The 14,077-nt window shown below is 58.7% G+C and carries 9 protein-coding genes and 1 pseudogene; 8 read left to right on the top strand and 2 right to left on the bottom strand.

The window, feature by feature from the left end:
• The first annotated feature begins 3 nt into the window (after positions 1–3).
• Positions 4–1,524: a Y-family DNA polymerase gene (locus ACK8OE_RS04835; protein ID WP_410271624.1), complete on the top strand. Its 1,521-nt coding sequence runs from the start codon at positions 4–6 to the stop codon at positions 1,522–1,524.
• On the top strand, positions 1,524–4,751 hold the full coding sequence (locus tag ACK8OE_RS04830; protein ID WP_410271623.1) for an error-prone DNA polymerase: 3,228 nt from the start codon (positions 1,524–1,526) through the stop codon (positions 4,749–4,751). The genes ACK8OE_RS04835 and ACK8OE_RS04830 overlap by 1 nt, the downstream gene beginning before the upstream one ends.
• 209 nt (positions 4,752–4,960) lie before the next feature.
• On the opposite strand, the gene ACK8OE_RS04825 is transcribed toward ACK8OE_RS04830, so the two are convergent.
• Positions 4,961–6,808: a type II toxin-antitoxin system HipA family toxin gene (locus ACK8OE_RS04825; protein WP_410271622.1), complete on the bottom strand. Its 1,848-nt coding sequence runs from the start codon at positions 6,806–6,808 to the stop codon at positions 4,961–4,963.
• 202 nt (positions 6,809–7,010) lie between these two features.
• Here ACK8OE_RS04825 and ACK8OE_RS04820 point away from each other — a divergent pair, with 202 nt between their 5' ends.
• The gene (locus ACK8OE_RS04820) at positions 7,011–7,301 is read left to right on the top strand and encodes a hypothetical protein (RefSeq protein ID WP_410271621.1); all 291 of its coding nucleotides are present in this window, start codon (positions 7,011–7,013) and stop codon (positions 7,299–7,301) included.
• A gap of 26 nt (positions 7,302–7,327) precedes the next feature.
• Positions 7,328–7,474 carry a phage integrase central domain-containing protein gene (locus tag ACK8OE_RS04815; protein ID WP_410271620.1) on the top strand — a complete coding sequence of 49 codons (147 nt, stop codon included), beginning with the start codon at positions 7,328–7,330 and terminating at the stop codon, positions 7,472–7,474.
• On the opposite strand, the gene ACK8OE_RS04810 is transcribed toward ACK8OE_RS04815, so the two are convergent.
• Positions 7,444–7,584 (bottom strand): hypothetical protein, encoded by a 141-nt coding sequence (locus ACK8OE_RS04810; protein ID WP_410271619.1) that lies wholly within the window; start codon positions 7,582–7,584, stop codon positions 7,444–7,446. The two genes, ACK8OE_RS04815 and ACK8OE_RS04810, sit on opposite strands and share 31 nt — an antisense overlap.
• 387 nt (positions 7,585–7,971) lie before the next feature.
• On the opposite strand from ACK8OE_RS04810, the gene ACK8OE_RS04805 reads away from it, so the two are divergent.
• From ACK8OE_RS04805 to ACK8OE_RS04790, 4 genes and pseudogenes are all read left to right on the top strand, one after another.
• Positions 7,972–11,280: an SNF2-related protein gene (locus ACK8OE_RS04805; protein ID WP_410271618.1), complete on the top strand. Its 3,309-nt coding sequence runs from the start codon at positions 7,972–7,974 to the stop codon at positions 11,278–11,280.
• A gap of 171 nt (positions 11,281–11,451) precedes the next feature.
• The gene (locus ACK8OE_RS04800; protein WP_410271617.1) at positions 11,452–12,372 is read left to right on the top strand and encodes a hypothetical protein; all 921 of its coding nucleotides are present in this window, start codon (positions 11,452–11,454) and stop codon (positions 12,370–12,372) included.
• A 91-nt stretch (positions 12,373–12,463) separates the two neighbouring features.
• Positions 12,464–13,066: a hypothetical protein gene (locus ACK8OE_RS04795; RefSeq protein WP_410271616.1), complete on the top strand. Its 603-nt coding sequence runs from the start codon at positions 12,464–12,466 to the stop codon at positions 13,064–13,066.
• A gap of 147 nt (positions 13,067–13,213) precedes the next feature.
• A pseudogene (locus tag ACK8OE_RS04790) lies at positions 13,214–13,450 on the top strand (two-component regulator propeller domain-containing protein); the annotation flags it as partial.
• Between the last annotated feature and the right edge of the window lie 627 nt (positions 13,451–14,077).

The following is a 14,077-nucleotide window of genomic DNA, read 5'->3' as shown; positions in this document are numbered from 1 at the left end:
GTCATGGCCCGCTACCTCAGCCTCTATCTGCCATTCTGGGGGACCGATCGTCTGCGCCGGGCTGTAGGCCTGGACGCGCTGCCGCTTGAGCAAGCGCTTGTTCTGCAGGGCAAGGTCGGCAGCCGACGCCTCGTCACGGCAGTCGATGCGTTAGCTCATCAACGCGGCGTTAGACTCGGCATGGCGGTGGCCAAGGCGCAGGTTCTGATCGAGGGACTGGAGGTGCGTGACGCTGAGGTGGAGCGTGACGCCGAGGCGCTTGAAAAGCTCGCCGTCTGGGCGTTACGGCTCTACTCGCCCGTGGTGGCCGCTGATCCGCCCGATGGTCTGATCCTCGATATCACGGGCGCGGCCCATCTCTATGGGGGAGAGGCCGCTCTGGTCTCCGATATGCTACGTCGTCTTGAGGCCCTCCATATCACCGCCTATGCCACGGTCGCAGACAGCTGGGGTGCCGCCCACGCCCTGGTGCGCTTTGCCGGTAAGTCCTCTCTGATCATTGCAGCGGGTAAGTCCACCGAGGCGATCCTGCCCCTGCCGGTCGCGGCGCTTCGCCTGCCGGCCGAGACGGTCGAGGAGTTGCGCCTCATCGGCATCGACACGATCGGCGAACTGGCCGCCAAGCCGCGCGCCCCGCTGGCGCTGCGCTACGGTCCCGACCTGTGGCGGCGCGTCGATATGGCGTTTGGGCGACTGGCCGAGCCCATTGAGCCCGTCCATGTCCCCGAACTGATCTCGGTCGAACGCGCTTTCTTTGAGCCCATCGGGGCACCTGACACGCTTGAGAAATATACCCGCCGTTTGACTGAATCCCTGTGCCTGAAACTGGAAGAGGTGGGGCTTGGGGCACGACGGCTCGATCTGCACTTTGTGCGCGTCGATAGTCGCATCGAGACCATAAGCGTTGGCACCGCCAAGCCGGTGCGCGACGTCAAGCGTCTGTCGAAACTGCTGGTCGATAAGATCGAAACCGTCGAGCCGGGCTTCGGCATCGACAAAATGACTCTATCAGCCCCTCTGGTCGAACCGCTGTCCTTCACCCAGGTCGCCACGCGCTTTGCCGCACCCGCGCGCCCGGACGTCGAAGACCTGTGGGATACGCTCAGCAATCGCTACGGCGAGGGCCGACTTTACCGCGCGGTGGAGGTCGCAAGCGATATCCCGGAGCGCTCGGTCAGACGGCTCGCGCCTTCGGCGCAAGGGACCGGCTCCCCGCGCAATGCCCGCTATCGACGCCCGGCGCGTCTTTATCGCCCCGAAGCGGTGCAGGCGCTCGCGGCCTTGCCCGATCATCCCCCGCGCGCCTTTACCTGGCGCGGGCAGCGCTACAGCGTCGTCTGTGCCGATGGCCCCGAACGGGTCAAGGGGGAGTGGTGGGTGAGCGATGCCGAGACCGGCAAGGTGCGCGACTACTATATCCTCGAAGCGGCCACGGGCGAGCGGTTCTGGGTCTTCCGGGCCGGGGACGGCGAACACACGGGCACCGGCTCTCTCAACTGGTATCTACACGGAAAGTTCGACTGATGCAGCCACCTTATGTCGAGCTTCAGTGCGCGTCCTACTTCTCTTTCCTGCAGGGCTGTTCATCCCCCGATGAGCTGTTCGTCCGGGCTCAGGCACTGGGTCTTGAGGCGCTGGCCATCGCGGATCGCAACACGCTCGCCGGTATGGTGCGCGCCCATGTGGCCGCCAAAGCCACGGGGGTGCGACTGATCGTCGGCTGCCACCTCGATCTGAGCGATGGCTCTTCGATGCTCGTCTATCCCACCGACCGGGCCGCCTATGCGCGCCTGTCGCGGCTTCTGACGGTGGGCAAGGCGCGGGGCGGCAAGGGGCGCTGTGACCTCACCTGGCAGGATGTCGAGGACTTCAACGCAGGTCTGATCGGCATCTTCCTCCCGGACGAGGCCGACGAGGTCTGCGCCCAGCGCCTGCGGCGATTTAAGACCATTTTTGCCGAGCGCGCCCATGTGGCGCTGACGCTGCGCCGCCGGCAGGGGGATCATCTGCGCCTGCATGAACTGTCGAACCTGGCGGCCAGGGTGCGGGTGCCCACCGTCGTCACCAATGACGTCCTCTATCATGTCCATGAGCGCGACCAGTTGCACGATGTGGTCACGTGCATACGGCATAACTGCACCATCGACGCCCTGGGTGATCTGCGCCACCGCTATGCCGACCGCTATCTGAAGACGCCCGAGGAGATGTATCGCCTGTTTCCGGGCTACGAGGGGGCCTTAAGGCGCAGCGTCGAGATCGCCGATCAGTGCCGTTTCAGCCTCGATGAGCTTAAATACCAGTATCCGGAAGAGAAGCTGTTACCAGGGCTATCGGCTATCGACGCCCTCAAGAAACTGACCTGGGAAGGGGCGAAGCGGCGCTATCCGGAAGGTGTACCGCAAAAGGTCATCGACCTTCTGCGCCATGAACTGACCCTGATCGAGAAGCTCAACTACGCGCCCTATTTTCTGACGGTCAACGCCATCGTCAACTTCGCCCGCTCGCAGGACATCCTCTGTCAGGGGCGAGGCTCGGCCGCCAATAGCTGCGTCTGTTTCGTACTGGGCATTACGAGCGTCGATCCCGATCGCAACGATCTTCTGTTCGAGCGCTTCATCTCCGAAGAGCGGGGCGAACCGCCCGATATCGATGTGGACTTCGAGCACCAGCGGCGTGAGGAGGTGCTGCAATGGGTCTATGAGACCTATGGCCGCTCGCACGCCGCGCTTACCGCCGTGGTCACGCGGTTCCGCACGCGTGGGGCCATCCGCGCTGTCCTCAAGGTGATGGGCTATCCCGAAGACACGATCAAGCTGATCTCCAAACAGGTGACCCACTGGCACCGGGGCGGTATGACTTTGGCCGAGGCCGAAGGCTTAGGACTCAATCTCAATGACCGGCGCCTGAAGCTCGCCATCGACCTGCACCTGCTCTTGATGAACGTGCCCAGGCATTTGAGCCAGCATCCGGGCGGCTTTGTCCTGACTCATGACCGGCTCGACGAACTGGTGCCGATCGAGCCCGCGCGGATGAAAGCCCGCCAAGTTATCGAATGGGACAAGGACGATATCGATGTCCTGGCCTTCATGAAGGTCGACTGCCTGGGGCTTGGCATGATGTCGTGCATGAAGCGATCGCTCGATATGCTCGCTGAGGTCAAGGGCATAGAATTGGACCTCGCCACCATTCCGGCCGAAGATCCGCGCACCTATGCCATGATCCGCAAGGCCGACACGGTCGGCGTCTTCCAGATCGAAAGCCGAGCCCAGCAGGCCATGCTGCCACGCACCAGGCCGCGGACCTTCTATGACCTTGTGGTACAGGTCGCCATCGTGCGCCCCGGCCCCATACAGGGCGGCATGGTGCATCCCTATCTGCGACGGCGTGAGGGCACGGAAGAGGTCACCTATCCCTCAAAGGAGCTAGAGGCGATCCTCTCCAAAACCCTGGGCGTGCCTTTGTTTCAGGAGCAGGCCATGTCGGTTGTCATCAAGGCAGCCGGCTTCTCGCCGGGGCGCGCCGATATGGTCCGCCGTGCCATGGCCACCTTCAAACACACCGGCGGCGTCTCAAAATTCCATGACGAGATCGTGCAGGGGATGCTCACAAACGGCTACACACAAGACTATGCCGAGCAGATCTTCAGCCAGCTGGAAGGGTTTGGCTCCTATGGGTTTCCGGAGTCGCACGCCTATTCCTTCGCCCTGATCGCCTATGCCTCCTCCTGGATGAAATGCCATCACCCGGACGTCTTCTGTGCCGCGCTCCTCAACTCCCAGCCCATGGGCTTTTATGCCCCCGCGCAACTGGTGCGTAATGCCCAGGAACACGGCGTGGAGGTTCGCCCGGTCTGCGTCAATGCCTCGCGTTGGGACTGTACGCTGGAGGAGACACACCGACCGGGACGTTACGCCGTGCGATTAGGCTTCCGGCTCGTTAAAGGGCTCAAGAGCGTGGACATCGCCAGGATGATCCTGCACCGTGGCGATCACCCCTTCACATCCATCTCCGATCTGTGGAAGCGGGCGCGCACACCGGTGGCGACGTTGCGACAACTGGCCAAGGCCGATGCCTTCTCTCCCGCTCTCGGTCTGAACCGCCGTGACGCCCTGTTTGCCATCCGTGCCCTGCGCGATGATCCTCTACCCCTGTTCGACCATCTGGAGGCGGGGGCAGGGGAAACGTCTGCAATGCCGGAACCGCAAGTGATCCTCAAACCCATGACGGCCGGGGCCGGGGTGGTCGAAGACTATAATCACCTCGGCCTGACGCTCGGGACGCATCCGGTCTCGTTCCTGCGTGAAGAGTTGCGCCAACGTGGCCTGATGACCTGCGCGGACGCCATGGCCTCAAAAGATGGGCGTAGCGTCAGCGTGGCGGGCATGGTGCTCGTTCGCCAGAAGCCGGGCTCGGCCAATGGCGTGATGTTCATGACGCTGGAAGATGAGACCCGCGACGCCAATGTGGTGGTCTGGGAGAAGGTCGCTACCACCCACAAGGCCGCCGTCTATGGTTCGTCGTTTGTGGCCATCAACGGCTATATCCAGCGCGAAGGCGAGGTGGTGCACCTGATCGCCCGATCCATCTTCGATCTCTCGCCGCTTCTGGCCAGCATCGGTGAGCGTGACACGCCGCTCAGTGTGCCCCGTATGCCCGGCGATGAGTTCCGCAATGGTGGACCCGGACAGGATGCGCGGGTGGCCAGAGCGCAGGGTGGGGGTTGGGTGCAGAAGAGTAGGGATTTTAGGTGAGCGAGACCAGCTTTGGCCCGTTGCGGGTATAAGTTGCAACGTAAAATTAAAATAGCGGACATTTGGTCTGCCACTTTTAACACCTAAGAGATAGCGGCGTAACTCATAAAACTTGTTTCCGAGAAAGCCAGTTCGGTTCACTTCTGAGGGCCACGTGACGTGTTGTAACTAGCTCTATGCTTGACCGCGCGATAGTTGCTGTCCACGGACTAATCCGCGTCATTCAGTAGGTCGTCGGCTCTTCGAGCTACAATGTCCTGTATCTTTGATTTCAGATTTCTTATCTGGGCGGGGTAATCCAGGTCAGGCAACTCCAGAAGCCCGGCGGTGTCGATAACGGCTTTGATAAGAGTGGTTATTGTGGAGTCGGCGTCGATAACGGTTATACCGAGCGTCTGGGCCAGTTGAATGAAGTCACGACGCTTCAGGCGGTCGTCCTTTCCATTAACCTTCAACGCCATCCGGTCTTGTCCGAGGCCCGGAAAAACCCTCGTGGTAACGGCGTCATAGAGGGGCGCGAAGCGGACGCTTCTGAAGTGCCGCTCGTTTTCGTATGCGGTCTTCAGTAAGGCCAGGTTCTTCAAGTGCATGTCGCCGTCGGCAATCAGCCAGGCGAAGAGGGCACGCTTGAAAAGCGTCCTCATGTCGTCGTTTGGCTGTGTGGAGAGGGGCCGAAGGCCGCGCCCCATCTTTTCGATTGTTCCGTCATATTTGGTGGAGGCGGGCTGATCCAGGACCGAGCAAAAATCCTCCATTGCCAGCCAGCGGCGGTCATCTTTCGAACTGCGGATATCGAAGCGTTCAACCAGCAGGGCAGGTGGCATGCCTTCGGGCATGGTAATGAGGGCTGCGTCGGGCGGTTCGAAACCGGCCCCTCGTCCCAATTCCAGGCAAAGCCATTCGACGACGGGCAATCCCTCAAAGCCAGAGGTGCCCGCTGGCTTCATGATGTGGGTGAATGGCAAGTCGATGGCGGGCTTGAGTTCACCTGCCGAGGTCAGGCACATCGGCGCCTTGATTTGAACGCCTGAAAGCCTTGGGGTCTGGGCATGGATGAAGACTCTCGCCAGATTTTGTTCAAATGTGCTTTCGATATCGTCCCTGGCGGGGCCTTGGTAAGTGCCGGTGAAACGCCCATGGTCCGAATGGGCCGCAAGGGGAGACTGCAGGACGTCTTCGGGCAGCGCGTTCAGGTCAGCCGATGACGGGACGATGTCGATGTTCGACATGTAGCGTTTGCCGGAGCGCAACAGGTCGCGATCGTCACGGGCGTCCAGGACCTGGGCCAGCCAGCCCTCGGGTAGGAGCGATTCGACCAGGGCCGGCAACCTCCCCGGGTGCGTATCCCTTATCAGCGGGGGCACCTTCGCGGACGAGGGCTTCCAGCGCCATTCGGCGCCATCGTGGATAAGCGTTCCGATCGGCTTCTTGTTCCAGGCAACGGTCAGGTTGATCGTGGACTTGTTTTTGACGGGGCGGTGGCCTTCGTCTATTCCCGTCAGGTAGCGCTGGGCGCCTTCCAGTTCCTTGAGCCACCCGTTTTCCCTCGCCAAAGGCCATAGAGCATCGACGATCGCGCTGGGGCTACCGAATTCGTCTCTCAGTCGCCGGGCGGTCGCGGCGCGTATGTCCCCGGTCATGGCGCTGGCATGTTCACTTCTCATGCGGAAGGCTTCGAGGAAGCGTTGGCGCGGCGATGACGCCCTGGCATGGATCTCACCCATCTCGTCACCAACGATGACGTCGATCAGTGACGGACTTGGAGGGGCCTGGTTCTGGATGATTTCGAGCGTTCTGAGTCTGGTGCGCTGGTTCCGGCGTCCGCTCAAGAACAGGCGTCCATCCGACGTCGGGGCCAGGTTTACCGACGATACGGATGCCAGGTAGGCGGTAGGGTAAAGGTAGTGGGCGATCCTGACCGCATGGGAGCGGATGACCAGGTCCAAATCAGATGCCGCAGAGGCATAGACACCGCGGACGATCTGGATAAGTTCGCCCCTATGGGCCTGAAGGTGCGCCTGCTTAGGTGTAATGGTCTCGCCGACGAGGTGTAGCACGGAATTATCTCGCATTTGACATGCGTAATAATTCCTGTGTCGTCGGGCGTCTGTCAAGAATTATCTAGCGTGTCAGATGCGAGATAATTCCACATTCTAGCTGAAGTCGTTTGCCTTTAAGCTCATCCATTACGGCACCCTAGCGTTAACACCGCTCGGCGGTTAAGCTCTGGACATCGCCATCAGGTCCCCGCACTGTGCAATGGGAGTATCGGGTCTTCGATGTCCGTGTGCTCCCAATAAGGTCGTCCCGCGGGACCTGAATGCCGAACTGCTGGAAACCACCGCTAAGGAGATCGGCGCGGCTGGTTTTGTGGCGCTCGATGTCTCGAAACTCGAGGAAGTCTCTGCGTCCGACAAAAAGTCCGCGGGCATCTTAGGCAAGATCGACATTCTGGTCGCTTCGGTCGCCGCCAAGGAAGGCAATCCCAACCCCCCCTCGGCCTATTCGGCCTCCAAGGCAGGCGTGATCGGCTTTCCCCGGCAACCCTGATTAAACAGCGTTGGTTCCGCTCACAGGTGGAAAACGCAATCGGACGACGTCCGATCTCTGATATTGAACCCTTTGAGGTTCTCGCGGCTTTGAAGGTCACCGAGAAGTGGGGCAATTATGAGACGTCCAGGCGCACCGTGCTTTACCACTCGCTCATCTCAGCTTTGCGGTGATTTTCGATGACCTGGTTCATCACATCCCCACCATGCCGGGCAAACAGCGCGCCGGCCACTACGACAGTCAGAATCGCAATCCAGTGTTTCTTCGCAAAAGCAATCATCATTATGAACTCTCCGAGAAAGGTCACCTTATCGCGCAAATCAGTTCTTTTTGAATACCATGACTCCGGGACCGTCGATAACAACGACCGCGCGCTCTAAAATCCGCTGTTCTTCATCGCCAATCGAACATCCGCTGGTTGCGATTCAATTCCGCAGGCAGCCAACCGGAAGGGCGTTCTGAAGTGTGAAGTGGCCCCCTGAAATAGGACCAGGGAATTGATTGGAAAACCGTTGGAATCGTTACCGATCCCTCGTCGGACGAAACGCATCTCACTAGCCGATGTTAACGCGATTCTGAAAATTGTCGCTGCTGAGGACTGAGCCTTGCCCTGCGCCGGGCTCACCCATAGTGTCGTAGTCCTTTCTCGACTCAGTATCGGTGGGCCAGGGTGAACGAAACTTTCAACTACATAAGCGCATTAAAAAAGCTGGTGGATGTGCGAACGTTTGAAGCCGGGCTCGCCTATGCACTCAACAATCAGGTCGACCGCATCGCCAAAGTGTCTGAGCACTATATCCAGGCACGCGTTAAAGGCACAGCACGCAAACCCTATGTGACTGAGGTCAATCTCCGCGCCGTAATGGCACCATCACCGGCGTTAAGGGGGACGTGTAGTTGTCCGGTCAGTTACAACTGCAAGCATGTGGTGGCCACACTGGTTGCCTATTTTCAGTCGCAAGAGGCTTCGGGGATCGATGCGATGAATGAGGCCCCCGACTCTGAGTTGTTCGCGTTACCTTATGAAACGCAGGCCTGGCTGAGCAGCCTAATCGCGGCGGGTCAGCCCGAAAACTATCCGGCGACCATCAATCAACGCATCGTCTACATCCTGCGCCCAGTGGTCATGCCGCGGGGGCCTTCAAGGCTCTGCGTCGATATAAATTCAGCCCGCCAGAACAAGTCGGGCGCGTTTTCAAAGCGCCTTGAGCGCGCCAATTTTGACCGGGCCCAACGCGGTATCAAACCTGGTTATATTTTACAGGAGGATATGGAGCTCTATATCCTCCTAAATACAAAAGCGCAGAGTTACTGGCACTCCAGCTCCACGACAGGTCTGGAGATAAAGACCTTCGACACGCTGCAGCGTTTGGTTGCGACGGGCAGGCTTTACTGGGAGGACCTCGATACTGGCCCTTTGCACATGGGAGAGCCCTTACCTGGTGGGGTTGACTGGCCGCTTAGGGACAGGGATCGTAAGCTTCACCCGAAGCTCACGGTGGAAGGTGCGCTGGCCTTCGGCGGTGAGTTTTTCACTTATGTGAACCCGGAAGCCGCTGAGATTGGCGAGATTGAGTTTCCTCTCGGCATGAAGCAGGCGCGCGCACTGCTGGACGCCCCGGCCATTGAGCCGGAACATGCGCTACAGGTGGCGCAGGCTCTGAGAACCTCCTTACCTCTTGGGCAAGCGTTTCTCCCAAAACCGCCACTTCCATCGATTGAAACCACAGAGCCACCTGCACGCATCCTTCGGCTGACAACCGCGAAACTCGGGGGCTACGCACAACGCCGGACCTTGCCACTGATTGAATTGGCCTTTCGCTATGCGAACATCCGAACCTCCTGGGGGGCACTGGCCAACGATCAGGCGACCCATGTTGAAGCCGTCAAGGACGGTCGCATTGTAAAAGCCTTGCGTCATTTTGACGTGGAGTTGTCGTTGATTACAGGGCTTTTAAAGTGCGATGCCCTGAATGCGCTCTCTCTTTATCCATCGCTTGGCAGGGCCTATGGGCACCATTTGACCTTTGAAGACGATCTGGAGTGGCTAGGGTTTCTTGAGGAGGTCTTGCCCGTCATTCAGTCTCAGGGTGTGGAGATTGAGATCGACAAGGATTTCCCGTTTCAGATTGGCAAGATCACGCGCGACCTCGAGTTTGCGTTTAATGAAGGTTCGGGCATCGATTGGCTTGAGCTGGATGTTGGCATCGAGGTGGACGGGGAAAAGGTCGATCTGGCACCTTTGCTGGCCAATCTGATTTCGAACCCTGCGGTTGACCTGGATGATTTGCGCGCTATGGCGTCGCTTGATCATCGCTATTTTTTTCAGAACAAGACAGGACGGTATTTTTCGGTCGCGATTACGCGGCTTTTGCCGCTGATTGTCTCCTTACACGAGCTGCGACTGGGCGGCTTCACCCTGACACCGAAGGGGGCATTGCGTGTTCATAAGGCCTCGCGGGCCCTTATCAACTTCGATACGGAGCCGCCGTCGGGAAGCACCCAGATCGACACGGTGAAACGAGCGTACCTGGGGCTTTGTGCACCTGACGCGCTTCCGGCTGTCAGCCTTCCGGAAAGCTTTACGGCGAGCCTCAGACCTTACCAGCAAACGGGCGTTGCGTGGCTGGACGCGTTAAGACAGACAGGTCTTGGCGGCATCCTCGCGGATGATATGGGCTTAGGCAAGACGGTGCAGGTGCTGGCCTTCCTGGCAAACGAGAAGGCGGCCGGTCGGCTTACGCGACCGGCATTAATTGTAGCCCCGACCAGTCTGTTGGGGAACTGGCAGGCTGAAGCCGCGAAGTTCGCTCCTGAGCTAAGGTTAAGGGTGCGTCATGGCAAGGATCGAAGAGCGCAGCAGGAAGATGTGACAGAGGTTGATCTTTTGTTGACGACCTATCCTCTGATCACCCGGGATCATGAATGGCTGCAGTCACTGTCTTGGTACGCGCTCATTCTGGATGAGGCCCAGGCCATCAAGAATCCGGCGGCGACCACGCGTCGTCTCATCACCAGGCTTACGGCGGACCATCGTTTTTGTATGAGTGGCACGCCGATAGAAAATCACCTTGGGGAGCTATGGTCGTTGATGGACTTTGTAAACCCGGGATATCTTGGGGCCCATTCCGATTTTACCCGTGATTTTCGTAATCCCATCGAAAAGGCGTCTAACGTTTCAGTTCAGAGGCTGCTTGTGAGACGCGTGCGTCCCTTTCTGCTGCGCCGGACCAAGACGGACGTCGCCCGCGAGCTCCCGCCGAAATCGGAAATCATCGAGCGCATTTCATTGCAGGGGAAGCAGCGCGATCTTTACGACACGATCCGGCTGAGCTTGCACAAAAAGGTCCGCCAGGCCATTGCGGAGCGTGGCCTGGCAAAAAGCCATATCATTTTGCTGGATGCCCTGTTGAAGCTTCGCCAGGTTTGCTGTGACCCGTCGCTGCTTGATCTTCCCGGGGCGGAGGGTGCGCCGTCCGCCAAACTTGAACGCCTGACGGAGATGGTCAGTGCACTGACGGAAGAGGGACGGCGCATACTGATCTTTTCTCAGTTTACGAGCATGCTCGATCTGATTGGCGCGCGCCTCAAAGCGGCCGGGTTGAGTTATGGGTTGCTAACCGGGAAAACGCAAAACCGCAAAGAGGAGGTCGATGCGTTTCAGTCAGGCGAGACCCCAATCTTTCTTATCAGTCTGAAAGCGGGGGGAACCGGGCTTAATCTGACAAGCGCCGATACGGTTATCCTTTATGACCCGTGGTGGAACCCTGCCGTTGAAGCTCAGGCCATAGATCGCGCCTATCGCATTGGACAAGACAAACCTGTCTTTGTTTATCGGCTGTGTGCCGAGGGTACGATTGAGGATAAGATGGACGAGATGAAGGCGCGCAAGAAGGGGTTGGCGGATGCTTTGTTCAGCGAGGATGCTCAGGCGGTTGAGATGTTATCAGACGCTGATGTTGAGGCTTTGTTCAGCTAGTGGTTGCGGCCTTGGTTTATCGAACCGAGATGCGCTCTTCGCACAAATGGGTCTTCCGCTGTAAAGTCTGGTTTTCCGAGCCCTCCTGAAATCTGTTCTGTGACGCGCATGATCATGTAGTTGTAAAGTGGCGCATGCCAACTAGCCTCGGCCTATCAAGCGAGGTTTGCGATGAAACGTTTCGGTCTGTCGGTCGCCTTTTTCGGCCTTTTTCTATTTCCGATGAGCCTTGCCCAGGCTCAGGTTCGCACTGAGCCTGCCGCGGTGATCAAGAGCATAGATTTCGATCTGAGTGCGTTATCGGATGATGTGCGCGGCGCCTCCAAGATCACCGCGACCCTGGTGTTGGGTAATGGTCAACGCGGAACGCCGTTCATTATAAATCAGGGGCAAGGCATTTCTGAGCGGGCGAAATATCGGGGCGTTTTCCCTCTCTCGGCGCCCATGACGGTGGCACAGCTCAGAGGCGCTCGATTTGATATTCAATGGGATGGTCGCCCAAGAGGACCGACGGACGGTTATGATGCCACACAGCTTGCCATAAGCGCATCGGCGGAGGCGTGCAGTGGGGGTCGCATTCTGCTGGAAAAGAGGGGCGCGCCGGTAATTAAGCTCAATCATGGGCAGCCCGTTTACGGCGTGCCCTTTGAAAACAGGGACGATAGCGTCATCCAGACGATTGTCATCGAATTCGAGACGGATGACGACATGCGTGCTGGGTCGCGCGCTGAGGTCTCTATCATGAAGAATGGCAGTAATGATCCCATCTCGGAACGCATTTCCATCCAGGGCGCCACGGTTGGTACGGGAGGCGGGCAGACCTGGACGAAGTCTGTTCAGATGCGTTCACCGGTAGGTCCTTTCCGCTATTGGAGCGCGCTACTTTTCGATTTTCGGCCAGACCCGGGCAATATCCTAATCAAGTCGCCTGATGAGTGGTCCCTTAAGCGGATTACCGTTCGTACCCCCATGACCTGTGAGCGCCTTCAGCTTGCCAACACAAGTCCCATTGGGGTCAGGTTCGACCAGAACAGGACCGGCCTCACGCTCGATGTCGTGCCTTTTAGCGTTTCGCCTTTCTATGTGCGTTGAGCGAGGCCTACCAGCCGAGCTCTTTCTCCGTCGTCACTCGTAAACAGAGCCTGTGCTTTCCTCTACCCTCTACACAATTTGGGACCTCAACATGCGTGCTGTCCGCCTTGAAAGCGCTATCTGGCGCCGCCTCACTTTTGTATCCACCCTGTCACTGGCCTTCATTGCTCCTCTGACCGCCAAGGCGCAGTGCGCGCCGGATCTTGCGGTCACTGAGATCCGGCTTGAGAAGACGAGAGCGTTTATCGGGCGCGACCTGACACGTGCGGATTTTGATGTCCAGATTGATGTGCGTAATCTGAGACAGGGCCCGCAAGGTCAGTTCCAGGCCAATCCGGGGGCTAAGCTGAGGATCGCCTCTCCGGGACTTCGTTCGCTGCCGACGCCGCCAAACGGCTTCACCCCGACGGTACGAGGTCGCGTGATCGCAGAACTTAAAGTGGCGCCCACAGATGGCACGCCTGTGCCGGGTCTTGGCCTGTTTCACCGCGGCGTGAGAATGGCCCCTGACGACGGGGCGTTGCGCGCCTCAACCAGCGACCCGTTGAGGGTGTGGATTGACTACACAGGCGCCGATACAACGGCTTGCAGTAGCGATGCCAACCTGAACAACAATGCGCTTCAGGTCGATTTTGTCCGCATTCGCGACTGGCTAATGAATCCGCAGCAACCCGTGCTGACCATATCCCGATGAGGCATTCAGCGCGGCGTGTAGGGGAGCCATTCGAAACAAGATTTTTTGGCTTTCCGTCCGTGGGCGTTAGGGAAGCCTAACATTCTGATGGATAGGCCCCGAGTGCGTTGCTAGACTGACGGCAGTTGGGATGGGGCTTTGAAGGCAATGGGGATGAGGCTTCGGGCAACTGGCCTGCGCCTTTGGTATGAAGTTACGGTGGGTGCGGCGTGGCTCGCTCGGACCATCATTTTCGCGATCTCGTGCCTTGCGATTTCCGCTTTGCTGACATCTGGGGTATGCGCTCAATCTTTTTTCGCTCGCCATTTTAATACCGAACAGGGCTTAAGCAATAATGAGACCTCGGCGCTTGCGCAGGATGGTGATGGCGTAATCTGGGTTGGCGGGGGTGGTGGCCTCTATCGCTATGATGGCGTAAGGTTCCACGCGTTTGACACCTCCTTTGCCGTGATGTCGCTCTTGACCGGGCCGGATGGGCGGGTCTGGGGTCGAACGCTCGAGGGGCGGATTTTCAGGGTTGAACGGCGTGGACTGACCTTCCTCGCATCGTCGGGGGCATCTGATGCACCGACTGTACGATCCTTCGTGGTTTCAAGAAGTGGCGATGTGTGGACTTTTTCGGATTCGGGTCTATCCGTACGAAGCAAGGGTCAATGGTATAGAGTCAAGGGCCCAAGGGGCGTGTCAAGCGCGCGGCTTTTCGCGCTTGGCGATGAGATTGGCCTTATTACGCCTGACGGTTTCTATACCTATAGCCACCGGGAGGCCGCCCCGCGTCTTCGTCTAAGGCGAACGGGTTTAACACATGCCTTCGCGCATAAAGGCATGTACTGGGTTTTTGGTGGTGCGCAGAGCCAGAGGTATGATTATGCCTGGCGGCTGAGCGAGACCGGGGCTCGTCGCTTTCTAAGACCAGATGGCCGCGTGCTGGGCATTGCATCGCGCGGGGACACCTTATGGGTGTCACTAGACTCAAAGCTTATTGCCTTTCGTTCGGATGGGCGCTTGCGC

The organism is Asticcacaulis sp. W401b, from assembly GCF_046503825.1.
Taxonomy (GTDB): domain Bacteria; phylum Pseudomonadota; class Alphaproteobacteria; order Caulobacterales; family Caulobacteraceae; genus Asticcacaulis.
The sequence above is the reverse complement of the archived record's forward strand: the minus strand, read 5'-3'. Positions and strand labels throughout refer to the sequence as shown.

Excerpts from the sequence above, each read along its gene's own strand:
- ACK8OE_RS04795 (WP_410271616.1), top strand. The coding sequence starts at position 12,464 with ATGCGTGCTGTCCGCCTTGAAAGCGCTATCTGGCGCCGCCTCACTTTT.
- ACK8OE_RS04830 (WP_410271623.1), top strand. The coding sequence starts at position 1,524 with ATGCAGCCACCTTATGTCGAGCTTCAGTGCGCGTCCTACTTCTCTTTC.
- ACK8OE_RS04820 (WP_410271621.1), top strand. The coding sequence starts at position 7,011 with ATGGGAGTATCGGGTCTTCGATGTCCGTGTGCTCCCAATAAGGTCGTC.
- ACK8OE_RS04810 (WP_410271619.1), bottom strand. The coding sequence starts at position 7,584 with ATGATGATTGCTTTTGCGAAGAAACACTGGATTGCGATTCTGACTGTC.
- ACK8OE_RS04800 (WP_410271617.1), top strand. The coding sequence starts at position 11,452 with ATGAAACGTTTCGGTCTGTCGGTCGCCTTTTTCGGCCTTTTTCTATTT.
- ACK8OE_RS04835 (WP_410271624.1), top strand. The coding sequence starts at position 4 with ATGGCCCGCTACCTCAGCCTCTATCTGCCATTCTGGGGGACCGATCGT.